At 36.7% G+C, this 17,408-nt stretch carries 12 protein-coding genes; 2 read left to right on the top strand and 10 right to left on the bottom strand.

Annotated elements, in window-relative coordinates; genetic code table 11:
* Positions 1-11 precede the first annotated feature (11 nt).
* Positions 12-2,387, bottom strand: a complete 2,376-nt coding sequence (nirB, locus tag IC621_RS01795) for a nitrite reductase large subunit NirB (protein ID WP_191155157.1) — start codon at positions 2,385-2,387, stop codon at positions 12-14.
* Positions 2,388-2,741: 354 nt separating this feature from the next.
* On the opposite strand from nirB, the gene IC621_RS01800 reads away from it, so the two are divergent.
* Positions 2,742-3,947, top strand: coding sequence for an MFS transporter (locus IC621_RS01800; RefSeq protein ID WP_191155159.1), 1,206 nt, complete (start codon positions 2,742-2,744; stop codon positions 3,945-3,947).
* Between the two features lie 69 nt (positions 3,948-4,016).
* On the opposite strand, the gene IC621_RS01805 is transcribed toward IC621_RS01800, so the two are convergent.
* From IC621_RS01805 to IC621_RS01845, 9 genes are all read right to left on the bottom strand, one after another.
* Positions 4,017-4,796 carry a Cof-type HAD-IIB family hydrolase gene (locus tag IC621_RS01805; protein ID WP_191155161.1) on the bottom strand — a complete coding sequence of 260 codons (780 nt, stop codon included), beginning with the start codon at positions 4,794-4,796 and terminating at the stop codon, positions 4,017-4,019.
* Between the two features lie 324 nt (positions 4,797-5,120).
* The gene (locus IC621_RS01810) at positions 5,121-6,383 is read right to left on the bottom strand and encodes an exo-beta-N-acetylmuramidase NamZ family protein (RefSeq protein WP_191155163.1); all 1,263 of its coding nucleotides are present in this window, start codon (positions 6,381-6,383) and stop codon (positions 5,121-5,123) included.
* 15 nt (positions 6,384-6,398) lie between these two features.
* Positions 6,399-8,084, bottom strand: coding sequence for a serine hydrolase domain-containing protein (locus tag IC621_RS01815; RefSeq protein WP_191155165.1), 1,686 nt, complete (start codon positions 8,082-8,084; stop codon positions 6,399-6,401).
* Between the two features lie 291 nt (positions 8,085-8,375).
* A complete protein-coding gene (locus tag IC621_RS01820; RefSeq protein ID WP_191155167.1) occupies positions 8,376-8,792 on the bottom strand; it encodes a VOC family protein in 417 nt (138 codons plus the stop codon).
* A gap of 145 nt (positions 8,793-8,937) precedes the next feature.
* A complete protein-coding gene (locus IC621_RS01825; protein ID WP_224752262.1) occupies positions 8,938-10,452 on the bottom strand; it encodes an alpha/beta hydrolase in 1,515 nt (504 codons plus the stop codon).
* Between the two features lie 228 nt (positions 10,453-10,680).
* Positions 10,681-12,615, bottom strand: coding sequence for a glycoside hydrolase family 3 protein (locus IC621_RS01830; protein ID WP_191155169.1), 1,935 nt, complete (start codon positions 12,613-12,615; stop codon positions 10,681-10,683).
* 396 nt (positions 12,616-13,011) lie between these two features.
* Positions 13,012-13,524, bottom strand: a complete 513-nt coding sequence (locus IC621_RS01835) for a C40 family peptidase (RefSeq protein ID WP_191155171.1) — start codon at positions 13,522-13,524, stop codon at positions 13,012-13,014.
* A gap of 145 nt (positions 13,525-13,669) precedes the next feature.
* Complete coding sequence (locus IC621_RS01840) at positions 13,670-14,476, bottom strand: VLRF1 family aeRF1-type release factor (protein WP_191155173.1); 807 nt, start codon at positions 14,474-14,476, stop codon at positions 13,670-13,672.
* 194 nt (positions 14,477-14,670) lie between these two features.
* Positions 14,671-15,996: a sodium-dependent transporter gene (locus IC621_RS01845; protein ID WP_191155175.1), complete on the bottom strand. Its 1,326-nt coding sequence runs from the start codon at positions 15,994-15,996 to the stop codon at positions 14,671-14,673.
* 305 nt (positions 15,997-16,301) lie between these two features.
* Between IC621_RS01845 and IC621_RS01850 the strand changes: the two genes are divergently transcribed.
* Positions 16,302-17,369 (top strand): M23 family metallopeptidase, encoded by a 1,068-nt coding sequence (locus tag IC621_RS01850; protein WP_191155177.1) that lies wholly within the window; start codon positions 16,302-16,304, stop codon positions 17,367-17,369.
* Positions 17,370-17,408 lie beyond the last annotated feature (39 nt).

Here is a 17,408-nt window from a genome sequence, read left to right on the forward strand (position 1 = left end):
TAGTTCAATATTTACTGTATTAATGGTTCTGAATAAGTCTTCTCGGAAATAATTTTCCGCTTAGAAGCTTCCTCCTCAAGCCTCTCAAGCAGCTGAAGGCGAAGTTCACTATCAAACAATACTTCTCTTATATGAATCAAGCCGACTCGTTCCATCCATTCCCAAGTTCGCTCCAAATAAATAGCTGTTTCACGATAATACTGAATACATCCATAGATTATTTCGATTGCTTCATCTTCTGTTGAGGCTACACATAATAATTCTCCTGCACGAACATTATTTCCACTGCTGCCTCCGATATAAATCTCCCAGCCTCTTTCAATTCTAATAATTCCTAGATCTTTCGCTTTCGCGTCTCCGCCATTATGAATGCAGCCTGAGACTCCCATCTTTAATAGATAAGGGGTTGTTAATCCTTCAAGTTTCTTCTCCAGGTTGACAGCTAAATGAGTAGCGTGATGTTTATCACATTGGCATATATGGTCACCATTACAGGTTTTTACATTTTGAACTGTATGTCCATTCGTTGAAAATAACGGCATATTTAAATCATTCAAAATATTAGATAGATCTTCTTGCCGTATACCGCTTAAAAGGAGTCGTTGATGACTCGTTAATGACACATTATCAATCCGGTATTTTTCTACTAGATCTGCAATTCTTCTCAATTCTTCAGCATTTGTCATGCCACCGTACATTTGTGGAAAGATAGAATAGGTACCATCTTGCTGAAGGGCAGCATTCATTCTCTCATTTACAAATAAACTCTCTTTTTTCGTCTCAAATTCCGGGTATATCATTCCTAGATAATAGTTTAAAGCTGGATGGCATATATCACATCCATTTTTTTCTTTCCAGTCGAGCTTCTCTATTACTTCTTGAACAGTAAGGAGATTTCTTTTCTGTATTTCATTTACAACTTCATCCTCTGTTAAAGCTGTACAAGTGCACATTGGTTTTTCTTTAATCGGCGATTCACATTCCCCGCTTTTAATATAGGTGAGAAGTTCTTCAACCAATGGTTTACAACCCCCGCAGGAGCCTGAAGCCTTCGTGCATTGTTTCACTTGTTCAATTGTAGTTAATCCTTTCGTTTGAACAGCTTCAATAATCGTTCCTTTTGTTACATTATTACAGTTGCAAAGTATTTCATTATTAGCCATGGCAGAAATGGAATGATTTTCTCCACTTGTTGAATGAAGAAGCCTTACTTTTTCCAAATTCGTTATATCCTTCTGCTTCACAACGATATCAAGCAGTCTTGTACCATCACTTGTGTCTCCAAACAATACAGCGCCGACGATTTTATTTTGATCGAAGACGATCTTTTTATAAACTCCATCTACTTCATCAAAAACCTTTACTGCTTTAAGCGTGTCATCTTCTTCAAAGACCCCGACGGAAAATACATTGACTCCAGATACTTTTAATTGTGTAGATAAAACGGATCCTTGATAGGCCTCACAGCTAATGCCGCAAACGTGTTTTGCTAATACTTTGCCTTGTTCGTATAAAGGCTTTACTAAACCATATGCAATCCCTTTATGCTCTACACACTCTCCTACAGCGTAAATATGAGGTGTATCTGTTTCCATATAGTCATTTACAACAATTGCACGATTTGTATGAATACCGTTTTCCTTAGCCAATTGAGTATTAGGTATGACACCAGCTGCCATGACAATTAAATCAGCTTCTAATTCTGAACCATCATCAAACCTCAAACCTTCAGCCCGGTTTTCTCCGATAATTTCTGTTGTGTTTTTTTCGAGATGAACTCGAATCCCTTGCTTCTCTAATTCTTTTTGCAGCATGATTGAAGCTGTTGAATCAAGCTGTCTCTGCATGAGATAAGGAGTGTTATGAACGACATCTACTTCCATACCAAGGTTCACGAGTCCGCTTGCAGCCTCTAAACCTAGCAGTCCCCCGCCTATTACAATTGCTTTTTTATATTGTTTGGAGCTTTCGATCATTTTCTCGCAATCTTCTATTGTTCGAAACGTGAAAACTCCTTCTTTTTCAATGTTTGGAATCGGAAGCATAAACGGCAAAGATCCAGTTGCCAAAATAAGTTTGTCATAAGCAACTGTGCGGTTTTTATCAGTTGTGACCGTCATGTTTTCCTTGTCGATATGAATAACCGTTTCTCCGCTGTAGAGTTCAATTTGATTGTCTTTATACCAATCCAGTTCATTTATCGTAATATCTTTCAGCAATGTCTTGCCCTGTAATACGGACGATAACATAATTCGATTATAATTAACGTGGGGCTCACTGCCAAAAATGGTAATTTCAAATGAGGTTGGATCAATATTTAAAATTTCCTCAATGCAGCGGACACCTGCCATTCCATTCCCAATTAGTACAAGCTTTTGCTTATCCATAGTTTAAAACCCCCAGCTATTAAGTGGCTAGTAAGTATTATTTCATAAAATTTAAGATTTGAAATTATTCATGTCATATAATCTAACAAGAAAATTACATTTCCATATAGAGGTAATTAAATGGATGGGGAGCATCAACCACATATTTCGTTCGATTGGAATTATTTGAATTGGTTAATTAGTCTCCAAATCTACTTTTAATCAAAAATGAATATTTGTGATGTTACATTTCCTAACATAAAGCTTTTATCTTTGAATTACTCCATTTATAATCGACACAGGTTGATGAGCAACAAAGAAAGACAAGCAAAATGTTTTACTGAAACTTACAACAATGTTTGAAAGGAGATTTTTATGAAATTATCTGAATTGAAAAACAATGGTAATCCATCAACACTCTTCTCTTCCTTTTTGTATTTTGATATTAGTTTTATGATTTGGGTTCTCCTTGGTGCTCTTGGAGTATTCATTTCGCAAGATTTTGGCCTTTCACCAGCCCAAAAAGGATTAATGGTTGCTATTCCAACTTTAGCCGGTTCATTTTTTCGAATCATTCTTGGTATCATGACAGACCGGGTCGGGCCAAAGAAAACGGCTACCATAGGGATGTTGGTTACAATGATACCTCTAATTTGGGGATTTACTGCTGGAACCTCATTACCAGAGCTTTACGCGATTGGGATATTATTAGGAGTAGCCGGAGCAAGTTTTTCTGTGGCTTTGCCAATGGCAAGCCGCTGGTATCCCCCACATCTGCAGGGATTGGCGATGGGAATAGCAGGTGCTGGAAATAGCGGGACACTTTTTGCGACTTTATTCGGCCCTCGGTTAGCAGAAAGCTTTGGCTGGCATAGTGTAATGGGATTTGCTCTTATACCCTTAGTGATCGTCTTCATTATTTTTACAATCATGGCTAAGGATGCACCGTCCCAGCCTGAACCACAGCCATTATCTAATTATTTTAAAGTTTTTTCTTTTAAGGATACTTGGTTTTTTTGTTTACTTTACAGCGTGACATTTGGTGGGTTTGTAGGACTAACTAGTTTTCTAAGTATCTTTTTTGTTGATCAATATCAATTGTCATCGATTCAGGCAGGAGATTTTGTAACGATATGTGTTTCAGCAGGAAGCTTTTTTAGGCCTGTTGGGGGTTATATAGCGGACCGAGTCGGCGGTGTTCGGGTTCTGTCTACATTATTTATAATTGTAGCTATATGTATGGTTGGAGTCAGCCAGCTGCCACCTATTTTACTTGTTACTGCTCTATTATTTGTAGGAATGATGTGTCTAGGAATGGGGAATGGTGCTGTTTTCCAATTAGTACCCCAGCGCTTTCAAAAAGAAATTGGCATGGTTACCGGGATAGTTGGGGCTGCAGGTGGGATTGGCGGTTTCTTTTTACCAAACATTTTAGGTACATTAAAACAATTTACCGGAACATACACTTCGGGATTTATTACCTTTTCTATCATTACGATCATCGCTTTCGGTATTCTTCTTTTGGCTAGTTTTTCTTGGAAGAGAAATTGGGATACTAAGGGAGATGCGGTTAAAATTTAAGGTTTGCCATACTATTCAATTACAATCATACAAAAGAGAGATCCAGAGTTTCATGGATCTCTCTTTTTTCTATATAATACTTAATTGCTTTAATGAATGGAAGATTCCATCCTCATCAATTGATTTTGCAACAATGTTTGCTGCGGATTTCACCTCATCATTCGCATTCCCCATCGCTATCCCAGTACCTACATATTGCAGCATTTCAATATCATTCACGCCGTCACCGAAGGCGATTGCCTCATCTGCATGAAAATTGTAATATGCTAACACTTTTTCAATACCCTTTGCTTTAGATTGACCTTTTACAAAAATATCTGTGCCAATCGAAATCCACGGTTTAAAGGTAAGATCATTGAATTGAGGATGATAAAGAGGCAGGTATTCATGTTCACATAATAAAGCGATTTGTAACACTTCATTTTTTAAATGAAAATCTGCTTCGCTTTTCATTTGTTTTAAATAATGTTGATTAAAATGCTTTTCCGTATAGGGGTGATTGGCACTAGAAATATTATTATCCATTTCACCACAATAATAAAAACAATGGTTATTAGACCTTGCAAATTCATCAAATTTTTTTAATGTTTCTAATGAAATAGCTGTTTTATGGATGACCTTTTCATCAATTGTCACGTAATTCCCGTTAACATTAATAAAGTTAGTAATACCGACTTTCTCAGCAACATCTATACAATTTTGACGGGTTCTGCCCGTAGAAATAATCGTTTTTATTCCTTTATGATTTAGAGCTTGAATAGCTTCTATTGTACTTTCAGCAATACTGTTCGTATTATGATTAAAAATCGTCCCATCAATGTCAAAAAAAGCTATTTTAATAGACTTCATTTTTTTCTCCTTTTTTATCGTACATATATTTTCTCAATCAAACGTAACATATTTTTTTATATAGAAAAAGAATATACGTAGTTATCATATGTACCTTATGCATCAACCAATTTGTTGATTCGAACATTTTTATAATCCAAAAAACAAATGAAACAAAGCTTTAGAAATAATCCAGCCTGAGCTATGAAAATATGAGTAGAATTTCTGATAACTTCAGTCGCCATCCATCTATGATGTTAGAATTTTCTAGTGCTTGTATAAAAAGAAAACAAATAAAGAAAGACAATATTAAAAAGCCCTTCACAAAAATGAAGGGATTAGGATTTATTTAGTCCTCTTACCATTGCTGTATAATAAGTAATCCTCTCTTATTTCCTTAAAGTCATTTAATTCAGCCTTCCACATTTGTTCGATTTTTTTGACTGATGAACCTTTTTCAATTTCTTCTCTTATCCATCCATTACCAACTAATAAATCAAAAAATGATTGACCTTTGCTGTTTTCAGGACTAAATTGAAATTCTTCCGGATATAGATTATGAATGGTTTTTATGATTGATAAGCCTGTTTTAACCGGCTCGTATAAATCATAATCGGATACATGAATTTGGATTCCGTGTGACAGCTTTGATGCATGCTTTGAAAAAGTAGGGGTAAATGATGCAGCCCGAAATGTTACACCAGGTAAATTCAGGTCATTTAAGGCTTTCGCTGTATCGAAGCTATTCATAAAAGGTGCACCAATTAATTCAAAAGGCTTTGTTGTACCTCTGCCCTCTGATACATTTGTTCCTTCAATCCATGCAGAGCCAGGGTAAGCGAATGCCGTATCAAGCGTGGGCATATTTGGCGATGGCATGACCCATTCTAACCCTGTATCATGATAATCCATACTTCGCTTCCAATTTTTCATTTCAACGACTTCAAGATCTGCTCCAATCTCAAATTCTTGATTGAATAATAACGCTAATTCTCCTACTGTCATTCCATGTCTTAACGGAATCGGATATAGACCGACGAACGATGAGTAATCTTGATGCAAAACGGGGCCTTCAACTTGTATTCCGCCAAGCGGATTTGGTCTGTCCAGTACAATAAATTCTACATCGTTTTCAGCAGCTGCTTCCATCGCGTAGGCCATCGTATAAATATAAGTATAAAATCGTGTGCCTACATCTTGAATATCAAATAGTAATACATCGACATTCTCAAGCATTTCTGGTGTAGGTTTTCGAGTTTGTCCATAGAGGCTGTAAACTGGAAGCCCTGTCCTCTCATCTGTATATTGTTCAACGTATTGACCTGCCTGCGCGTCCCCTCTAACCCCGTGCTCAGGACCGTAGAGAGCTACCAAATTTACATTAGAATTTTCATATAACCGATCCGCAACACTATTAAGTTCTTTATCTACCCCTGTTGGATTCGTAATCAAGCCGACGTTTTTCCCTTTCAGAAGTTCAAGTTCTTCATCAAGTAAAACCTCAACTCCCAGCTTCATTTGTTTCTTATCTGGTCTTGCCTGTGATGATTGAAAGGATAAAGCTAAGAGACTGAACATGATAACGGAAAAGAGTGTCCATTTTTTCATTATAACCAGCTCCTATCAATTTTTACGTTTTATCCATGAGTCAGACTTCCAATTAACAGAAATTTGGTCTTTTGCGGATAAAAGTACTTTTATATTATTCAAATACCAGCCGCGCCCATTTCCATAATCATCTGTCTCATACAAAAATCGGATAGATTTCGTGTCCTTAGGTAAAATTAGTTCAGAATGTTCCCAATCAGAAGAAAATCCTTTAAACGTCTTGATCGTTTCCCATTTATCTCCGTCCTTCGTTATTTGCAAGGAGCCGTGATCAGGCCTCTCGCTATCTGCCCTCCCTTCCATCCGATACCAGCTGTCGAACGTAAGCTTTGCTTCTTTTTCTAGCGATAGGTTTGCTTCCAATGAATTTTCCAACTGATCTCCAAAGCCTGCAAACCACATTGCATGTTGCTTTTTAGCTGGTATCGGAATGGCATCTGCTACTTTCCTTGCCACTTCTCTTCTAACTGGATTAATAGCTGGAGTTGTTCGGTTAGGATGTACACGATTTGTAAGCAGAACTACAATCGTTTCATTTTCTTTACTTATCACAAGAGATGTGCCGGTATAGCCGGTATGCCCGAGTGTTGTTGAATGGGATAGGGCATCCATATACCAGCTTTGATTTAATTCCCAGCCTAATGAATGATCGTCACCAGGAAATTTTGGGGTCTGATTATCTAACAACAATCTTACTGTATCCTTTTCAAGCAATTGCTTTCCCTTATATTTTCCATCTTGTAAAATCATGTGGCCAAAAATGGCAAGATCTTTTGCTGTTGAAAAAACTCCTGCATGTCCTGCAATCCCTTCGAGAGACCACGCATTTTCATCATGAACTTCTCCCCACACCATGCCCCGTTTAATTGCTGGCTGATACTCTGTTGCAGCGATTCGGTGTTTTAGTTTTTTGGGCGGGTTATACATCGTATCTTTCATGCCAAGCGGTTTTGTAATATGTTTTGTAACAAATTCATCTAAACGTTGATTTGTTAATTTTTCAACTAATGCTCCTAAAGTAATAAGGTTTAGATCACTATATGTATAAGTTGTGCCAGGAGCATGGTCAAGGGGATAATGAAGAACAGTTTGAATTTTCTCGTCTCGATTGCCTTCTGTTTGATACAAGGGTATCCAAGCTTTGAATCCTGATGTATGAGTTAATAATTGCCTAATTGTAACTTGTTCCTTGTCGTTTGCAGCAAACTCTGGTAAGTACCTGGAAACAGGATCATCTAATTGAAGTTTGTTATCTTCATATAACATAAGAATAGCTGTAGAGGTGAATAATTTGCTGATAGAGGCGATATCAAAAATAGTAGATTCAGTGGTTCGGATCGGTTGTTCATCTTTAGTAAAAGAGCCATCCTCATATTGGTAAGCATATCCATATGCACCCTCTTTCACTACAACACCTTTTCTTGCTGTTAGCATAACTGCTCCTGAAAATGTTCTGTTTGTTAATGCAGATTCGATGATGGGGTCGATTGAGTCTAAGTTAGAGGTAAATCCCGCGGATTGAAATGGTCCTTTGTGCAGCACATTGGATGATTTTCCAGGCTGTCCCCAAGGAAAAGGATAAATGGAGAACATTTGTTCACCCCTTCCTTTTTCTGTTTCCTGAGCAAATACTGAAATACTCCCAAGAAAGAGGGACCCACACATCAACAAAAAAATCTGTAATCTTTTCCTATTGAACATAAACAACCTCCTCGCTCACATAATTAGCGCTTACATTTCCAGTTTACAAGGATTGTAATTAAGAGGTCTATACCGAAATAGTTCTGTTTTTCAGCAAAAAAGACGATCATATAATACTTTCGACTTATCCAGGACATTATCCTTTTCCCTTTTCAAAATTAGAATTGTCAGTATAAGGTTGCGAAAAGAAAAAACCATAGTATACAAGAATATTAAACTTGCATATTATGGTTTTTATTTTTTCTTATAGATTCAGACATAAGGAGGTATTATACATCTCCTGTTACAAACTTACTCTTGAGGGATAGCACTTTCATCCATATAAATGAACTCCCAAATATGACCGTCTATATCTTGAAAACTCCATCCATACATAAACCCATGGTCAACCGGTTCTTTTGAAGGCTTTCCGCCTGCTGCAAGAGCTTTATTTACGATCTCATCAACTTGTTCCCTGCTTTCAGCTGATAAACCCACAATAACTTCTGTACTTTTTGTTGCATTAGAAATTTCTTTATTTGTAAAGGTTTTGAAAAAATCTTCAACTAGCAGCATGGCAAAAATATTGTCATTAATGACCATACATGTTGCATTTTCATCGGTAAATTGTGCATTAAATTCAAAGCCTATTTCAGTAAAAAATTCGACTGTTTTATTCAGGTCCTTAACCGGTAAATTAACAAAAATTTTATCTGCTTTAACTCCCATTTCTATCACTCCCAAGGTAAATGATTTGGACTGCCCTCCCGCAGAATACCGGGCAGCAGCTTAAATGTTGTCTATACATTCCATTATGAAAGTAGGTGATTTTCTGAGATCGATATGAATAATTTCATCTTATTTAGTATGGAGATTAAAACGGATCTACTTCGTTCCCAGTCTTTAAATCTATAACTTTTTCTGAGTTCTCAGGTCGGGGAACCCTCTTGCTCTCCGGTGGTTCATACCCTTTCTCCACCCACTCTACTAATAGATCAAATGATTGGTGAACATATGGCAGAATAGGTTGTAAAGTTCGGTCAGCATCTGTTTTCCATTCCCAGACTAAGCTATCGACGTGATTTCCGTTCTCTATTGTATAAAATCGATGAAATTTTTCTTTTCCAGATTTTTTTACAAGTTTTTGGTAGCCTGTTGCATGAATTTCTGGAAATATTAAAGCATCTAAGGAACCTGTTAAACTAATTAAAGGTACATCTATATCCCCGGTATTAGAAACTTCTTTTATATTTTCTTTTACGCTATCAGGTCTAGTTTCATAATCATATTGTTGAAAAATATGATCATTGCTTCGATCTCGCAGACCAGACGCTGTAAAGTTCAAATAATATTTCCAGTGAATTCTATTTGGTGATGTAGGATCGAAATGATCCCTATAAATATTTAAAGTAATGAACCAATAGATTTGATCGTAATAGTTCCAGAGCTTTTCCGAACCTTTCGGTAAACCTGCTTTATATAATTCTATGATCGCTCTTTCCCGTTCTTTTCCATTTCCAAAAAGAGCATTTTCTGCATGGTTAACAACCGAAGTTAAAGAGGAAATCATGTTTGGCTGCTCTTCTGACCAGAGAACTCCTTCCCAATCAATCCCCCCGTCAAATAAACGTGGCTCGCTGGTGACACTGGGATCATCATTCTCTAATGCATAGCGGACAACATATCCGCCATTCGAAATTCCCATTGCATATGTCGGGATTTTATGTTGGCCGTTCACTAAATGACTTGCCGAATTGCTTTTATCTGAAGAGTCGATAAGATACTCTTTAAAATAAGTCTCAAGATATTGATGGGCAGCTCTGGTTATTTGTCTAAATCTCATGTGCCATTCAGCTACACTGTCATCTTCATCTATGAGTGCATTCTTCATTTTAGCAAGTGGATCAAAAGGATCCCTTTTCCCTTGTGTCCCTTTATCAATAGCTGCAAAGGCATATCTTTTTCCTAAAACAAAATCACTAAACAAAAGATCAGTAGATGTTTCATTTCTTGTAGCAGGGACCCCGGATACGACAAGTTTGCCATTCCAATCCTCTGGCACTCTGATAAGAAAATGAGCATCATCAAATACACCGTTGACCTGTGTCCCTTTAATACTTTCAGGTTGATTCATTCGATGCCAGCCTGTCCTATTAGTTGCACGGCCCCAATTAATAGGAGCAAGTCCAATATTCCCGTCTACTATGGCTTGATTTAATTGAAAAGGATTTTTTGTTGTAAGCCAATTGTTGTTTTCTCCATCAAATTGGGTAGTTCTTACGGAATGGGCTCCGGGTATTTGGTGATTTTTAATTTCATTAGAGGCAGGATCAATAGTAGTTGATTTAGATAAATCAGAGCTTAAAAAAGGCGTAATCCTCTTTTTCATAATCAAATTTCCTCTCCCTTTTATCTTCTTTTTCAGAAAAACATCACCACTAATTCGTCAAAACATTTTACGCTAATTATTAACAAATTTTACAAATAAAAAATTAGGGTTCCCCATAAGGACATAGCTCCGAGCAAAATATCTAATCAAATCTCCTTTAACTGAAAAACTACAAATATTTTGTTAATGGGTCCAAGGCAATTTCCTTTTGGGTCAGCCCATTTTTCATTATTTAAGCGGTTTTCCATTTTTAATATTTAGCCCAAAACCATAAGGGTAAAGAGTCTCTTCTGGATTTGTTACAGATGGGATGTCAACAGGAAGTTTCCCCTTTGTTTTTGATAATCCGAATACAGCTTCAATACCTGCTGGGATGTTTGGTGAATGAAATCTTCCGTTTGCATATCCTTTAAAGCCGTACACAGCTATAACAGCCTTTGCTTCTGGGAAATTCGCGACATCATATGGATTCCGCAAGCTCATCATCACAATATCTTTGTTTTGATTTTGACTATAATTCATAACAGACCGAGGGAATACTGTAGCCCATTTGCTGCTGTCAATGATCGTATCATCAATAACTCCATCATTTACGGCTGGATCATTTTTTACTACGTATGAACCAGCTATCACATAATCTGCTTCATCAATCCTTTTTTTCATATCTTCATTAAAAACCTTGTTGGTGAATGCTGCCCCTTCCACTTCTACATGCTTTATCTTTTTCTTTTCAATCAATGTTTCAATCGTTTTTTTCATTGATATCACTTGGTCTTCAAAAGGAGCAAATACAATAACCTTTTCATTTTTCTTTGGTTTAAAAGGCAATGTTTTATTTTCATTTTTAAGTAGTGTTACCGCATCAGAGGTGATCTTTTTTTCTATTTGAATATGCCTTTTGCTTCCTACGATTTTTGTTGCATTTTTTACTTTTGTATCTATATTAGACTCATAAGATTTTCCAGGTTCATAAACGCCTCTTTCTACTTTAAGTGAAAGGATTCGTTCTACTGAATCATCAATTTCTTCCATTGGGATTGTATTTTTCTTTACCGCCTCAATTACCGAGTTAAATACGCTGGCTAGATTTTGTTCCATTTCTAATGAATTGACCTGGGCAGGCATTAACGCAATGTCGACTCCAGCATTAATTGCCATAATAACAGCCTCCTCTTGCCCGAAGTTATCAACAATCGCTTTCATATTAAGGGCATCTGTTACAATGACTCCATCAAAGCCCATATCTTTACGGAGGAGATCTGTTAATACTTTTTTGGAAAGGGTAGCCGGGACCTTGATTTTTTTGCCATCTTTTTTACTAATATATGTTGTGTCATCAAATGCTGGAAATTGAACGTGAGCAGTCATAATCATGTCCACATCTTTTTGAATGGCTTGTTGAAATGGATACAATTCAACTTCTCGCAATCGCTCTTGACTATGTTCGACAAGAGGCAAGCCATAATGACTGTCAACCGCTGTATCTCCATGACCAGGGAAATGTTTGGCAGTTGCTGCGATGTTTTCATCTTGCAGGCCTTTTATCATACTTGTTCCCAATTTTGCAACAAGTTCAGGATTACTGCTGAAGGATCGTACTCCGATCACTGGATTATCCGGGTTATTATTGACATCCAGCACTGGTGAAAAATTTACATTAATCCCTAATGATGAGAGCTCTGCTCCAATAACTTTACCGGCTTTATAAGCATGGTTTTTATTTCGGGTGGCGCCTACTGCCATATTACCAGGCAGATTTGTTCCCGATTGCAGTCTTGTAACAATCCCGCCTTCCTGATCGATCGTGACAAATAACGGGATATCTCCGCTTGCTCTTTGAAGACCGTCGACCAATCGAGCGGTTTGTTCTGTCCCGACTACATTTTCTGCAAAAAGAATGACACCGCCAAGATGGTATTTTTCAATGATTAAACCTACCTCTGTGTTCATTTCAGTCAATCCAGTCGCTTTTGATTGCCCTTGTTTTTTCCAGTTGCGAAAATCAGGCATAAGCATTTGTCCAACTTTTTCCTCAAGAGACATCTCTTCTACTATTTGTTCAACATCAGTTCTTTCATTTGCACTTGCTGACCTAACGCTCATAAAACTGCTTCCCAATAAGACTGAAACAATTCCGAGTGTAATAACCTTTCTCCCTAACATAAAGTACCTCCCCCGATTCTTTAAATCATGTAAAAATAACTTCCCTACCAATTTTTTGTCTCACTTAAATAAAGCGGCGGGGCTTTACTGGCAGATAAGAATGGGATTACGAGGATAGAAGTGTTTACCCCTTTCCCCTTACAGGAAGTCTCATTGCAAGTTTGTCTGGAGCTTCATCACTATCCTTACCACATAACCTTCAAATTAAGCAAAAGCTGCTCCTTTTAATTAATGCTTTAGTATAATCTTCCACTTCTGACTCTTCTCTTCCTCCTTTTTTGTTTCACATTAATAGTAAACGCTTACAATAATCATAATATAAAATCTCTTATAATTGGTATAGTAGTTTAGAAATCTAGCTATTTTGGAAAAAAATAAATAAAAACTCCTATATTGTTATGGACCCTTCATACTTCTATGTAGTAATCTTACAGAGTGAACATGTTTAAAGCTGTTCGACTTTAACAAGTCAACAGGAGTGACATCACCTGTCATACTTTCAGGAACAAGGTCTATTCCAATATACTGATAGGCTTGGTCCACTATTTCCGAGCAAACATAGCGATTGGGGTGATGAATGATTAATTCCAGCTTTGTGTACTTTTTGATCATTAATGAGAGAATTCTCCACCAATCATACCCTATAGAAGACTTACACTTTTTTCTCAAAAAAGCATTTATTTTTTGCATTTGTTCATTATTAAGCCCTTCTTTGTATCGGAAAACTTCATACTCAAAGTAAGGGTTGTCAATAATTTTCATTTTCACATTCAAATCAACTTCACAAATTTTTCCATTCTCCAAAGCAATAGCAACATGTGAATACTCTGAGTCTAAAAACCGTTTGATCAAAGGAGATATGAACCCGTCACCCCGCACTAGCAAAATATCTCCGATTTTTAAATCCAAAAGTCCCTCCCCGCTTTCCACTATCTTAGATTTTACATTAAAAGACTATTTTACTAGTACTTTTAGTTTTTTTCCATAAAATAACACTGAAAGAGGTACCAGGTATTGAGGGTACCTGGTACCTTCTTTTACTTTCCTATTCAATTTAAGTCAACTCTTCAATAACTTTTGTTTCGTTTTCGTGCAGGAGGTTTTTTTGGATTTTTTCATGAATGTGCTTGTTCATGCTGGCATCTAAAAGATCTGCGGTACTTTTTTCTCCTACTAAAACGATTTTTTCCCATTTTCGATCTGCTGCTTTTTTATCAAGGCTGCTCCCTAAACTTTTTATCCACCTTTTCTGGTTTGCTTTCACTCGTTCCTCGAAATGATCCTTCTTATTGGCATTTCCTCCACCAGAACCCATTGTTACATCAGCATGGTGTGGACCCTCATGTTTTTTCCAATCTTCAGTGTCTAGATCATATTCATAGTAATCTTTTTTCTGAAGCTCGCCAAACATAGTTTCCAATACCTTTACTTGATTTTGCTGGAGAAGAATAAAGGCCGATAATGGATATTGCTGGTGTATATCTTGAATTTGATCTAATACAGCATGTTCCTCCCAATAAAAACTTGTTTCAACCGGATTTTGCATCTCAAAGGTTTCCCATATACCACTATCATCTGAAGCGAATAGGATGATACTTCTTGGCATCTCACGCTCTCTACTGGAAATGTATTTTTCTATTTTTTCTCTTATTGAAACAAACCTTTTCTTTTCATCTAAATCACTTATTTCCAGATACTCCCCTAAACGATTCAATCCGTTCTTTAAAGCAATTTTCCATTCTCCACCTTGTTGATCTTGATTGCGGCGATCAGTGTTTAAATAAAGTGTCAACATTTTGTCAGGTTTTTGCAGGGCAAGATGTTCTAGCATTTGGATTTTTTTTGAAAAGACATAGATCATCCTCCTTAATTAGACCTTACTTATTAATTATCTTTAATAGGCTCCTTTAAACATGAAATTTCGTTAATAGTAAAAGGGGCTGTCCAATAAGTCGATTTTTCGGCTATTGGATGCCACTTAACATGTTTCAGAATGCTGATATAATAACATTCTTGATTTAATTATTAATGAATTACCCTTTTGGACAGCTTCTTTTAATAAACACCAATCACATCAAGAAAAACCGCAATGATGACAACTGGAATTACATATTTCAACAGGAAAAACCAAACTGAGAACCAAATGCTGCCGCCTATTTCTCTCTTTAAAACATCCTTTTTCATTTTAAGTGGAACAAAAATCGAAATGAGGAAGACACCCAGCGGCATTAAAATATTACTGACTAAATAGTCCGCTTGATCAAAAAGGATTTTATCAAATAACGTATATTCGCTTAAAACTCCAAACGATAATGCGGATGGAATGCCAAACAGCAAAATAAGAAAACCGACAATCCAAGTAATTTTTACCCTTCGTTGCCGTTCATCTTTAATGATTGAGGCAACAATAATTTCAAGCATTGAAAAAGCAGAGGTTAGTGTTGCAAATAAGAAAAGCCCAAGAAATAAGCTTAAAAAGACTCCTCCTAACGAAATTTGTTCGAATACAGCAGGCAGTACTACAAATAATAAACCCGGTCCTTCTGCAGGCTCGATTCCCAATGAAAAAGTTGCCGGGAATATTGCTAAACCTGCGAGCAATGCGATAAAAACATTTAAACCGACAATAGAAAAAGCTGAATTAGGTAAGCTTTCTTTTTTTGAAAGATATGAGCTGTACGTTACCATCACAGAGACCCCAATACTTAGGGAGAAAAAAGACTGCCCCATTGCGTACAAAATCGCTTCAGATGTAATATTAGAAAAGTTTGGTTTTAGGAAGAATTCAACACCCTCCATTGCGCCCTCCAGTGTAAGTGAGCGGACAATCAATACTAAAAATAAAATAAATAAAGCAGGCATCATATATTTATTTGCCTTTTCAATTCCAGCCTGTACACCTTTTGCTACCACAATGATGACAACTACTATGAATAGCAATTGTGATCCAACTACTAAATATGGATTTGCAATGATATGTTCAAAATAAGCACTATAACCTGATTCTACCTGAAGCAGCTGTCCAGTTAAATTAGTTATTAGATATAAAATGATCCATCCACCGATTACACTATAAAATGAAAGCAGGATAAAACAAGTGATGACTCCGAGACGGCCAATCCAATGCCACCTGCTAGCAGGTACGATTATTTTATAGGCGGTAATTGCCTCTTTTTGAGTACTTCGGCCAATTGCAAACTCAGCTAGCAACAATGGAAGACCGACAATGAAAGTAAAAAGAAGAAAGATGAAGAAAAACGCTCCCCCTCCACTTGTGCCTGCCACATAGGGAAATTTCCAAATTGCCCCTAACCCGATTGCGCTTCCAGCAGCTGCTAAAATAAAACCAATCTTAGATGTCCATTGCTCTTGGTTATTCATGATTTAACTCCGTTTCTATAAAAATGTCATAAAGTAAAATTGTATAGTACTGATAAGAAAGTGTAAAGGATAAGAAAAAATTCCGTTTTTTATTGTTCTAAATAGTATAGGATCGTAATCTACTCTAAACCGGATTCTTGTATTCTGTCCCATACTGGGGTTAAATTAGTTAATAAATTACCTCGTCCTCATCCCCTTCCTTTATAAGATCTGACTTTATCGGAAAATTATCCTAAGAATATTTTCGGGCGACTGTCAGTTTTATTTTAAGAGTTTACATTGCTTTGAAAATAGGAAAATAACAAATGATGGAATTAGAATTTTTCCAAATAATAAAAAGGAAGGATGTTGTCAGCTTGAAAGTAAATAGTAGTGTAATTGCTTTAATGGCAGCAGGAATGATCCCAGCCTTAGGATCAGTAGAATATCCAGCTAAGCCGGTTAACCAGATTGAAATTAGTAGTGAGATAATGAATAGGAATGTTTCCAAGAAAAACGAGATTAAGCCTAGGGAATTCGGAGACGTTTTTTTGAAAGAGGATTTTGACTCCATCTACCATCAAACGAGTAGAGAATTTAAGAAAGCTTTAACGCTTGATCAGTTTAAAGATGTAGCACAATCTTTTAACCATGGTGTTCAAGGATATAACTTGGAAACAAGCCTGCCGATTAGTAAGAAAGTGAAACAATATATTTGGCTTGATCGAGAGAGGACAAAAGGAATTAGTGTGGTTTTCGATCGACAGCATACCATTGTGGGGTTGAATCTGATACCACTAGTCTCCAATCCAGAAAGCGATCGGCAATTCACAAAAAATGATTACATTATGCCGATTAAAGATAAATGGTTAGTATTTTGGGGTGGTACAAATCAATTAGTCAATTATCATTATGCAACCGAAAATCAGCGCTATGCATATGATTTAGTTATCATGAAAAAAAGGCAAACGTACCATGGAGATCCAAAAAAGAATGACCATTATTATGCTTTCGGTAAAGACGTAATTTCACCTGAAGATGGGAAAATTGTCAAAGTGGTAGACGGCATTAAGGATAATGTTCCTGGTGAAATGAATCCAGATCAGCCGGCAGGTAATCACGTCATCATTGAGCACAAAAACGGCGAATATAGTATGCTTGCCCATTTCAAGCAAGACTCTATTGAGGTTAAAGAAGGGGAATATATAAATAAGGGTGATAAAATAGGGTTGTGTGGAAACTCAGGAAATTCATCGGAGGCTCATATCCATTTTCAAGTAATGGATTCACCAAATTTCTTCAGTAGTAACTCCATTCGAATCCGGTTTGAAGACAGCTCTAACCCGATACGAGGAGATTTCGTTTACCCAGTAAATCGAGTGAAAAAAAGGTAATATGAAGATATTCCTAAATCCTTCAAAAATGACCTTTCC

Origin of the sequence: Metabacillus arenae (assembly GCF_014773385.1) — a bacterium.
In the GTDB taxonomy this organism is placed as follows: Bacteria; Bacillota; Bacilli; order Bacillales; family Bacillaceae; genus Metabacillus_D; species Metabacillus_D arenae.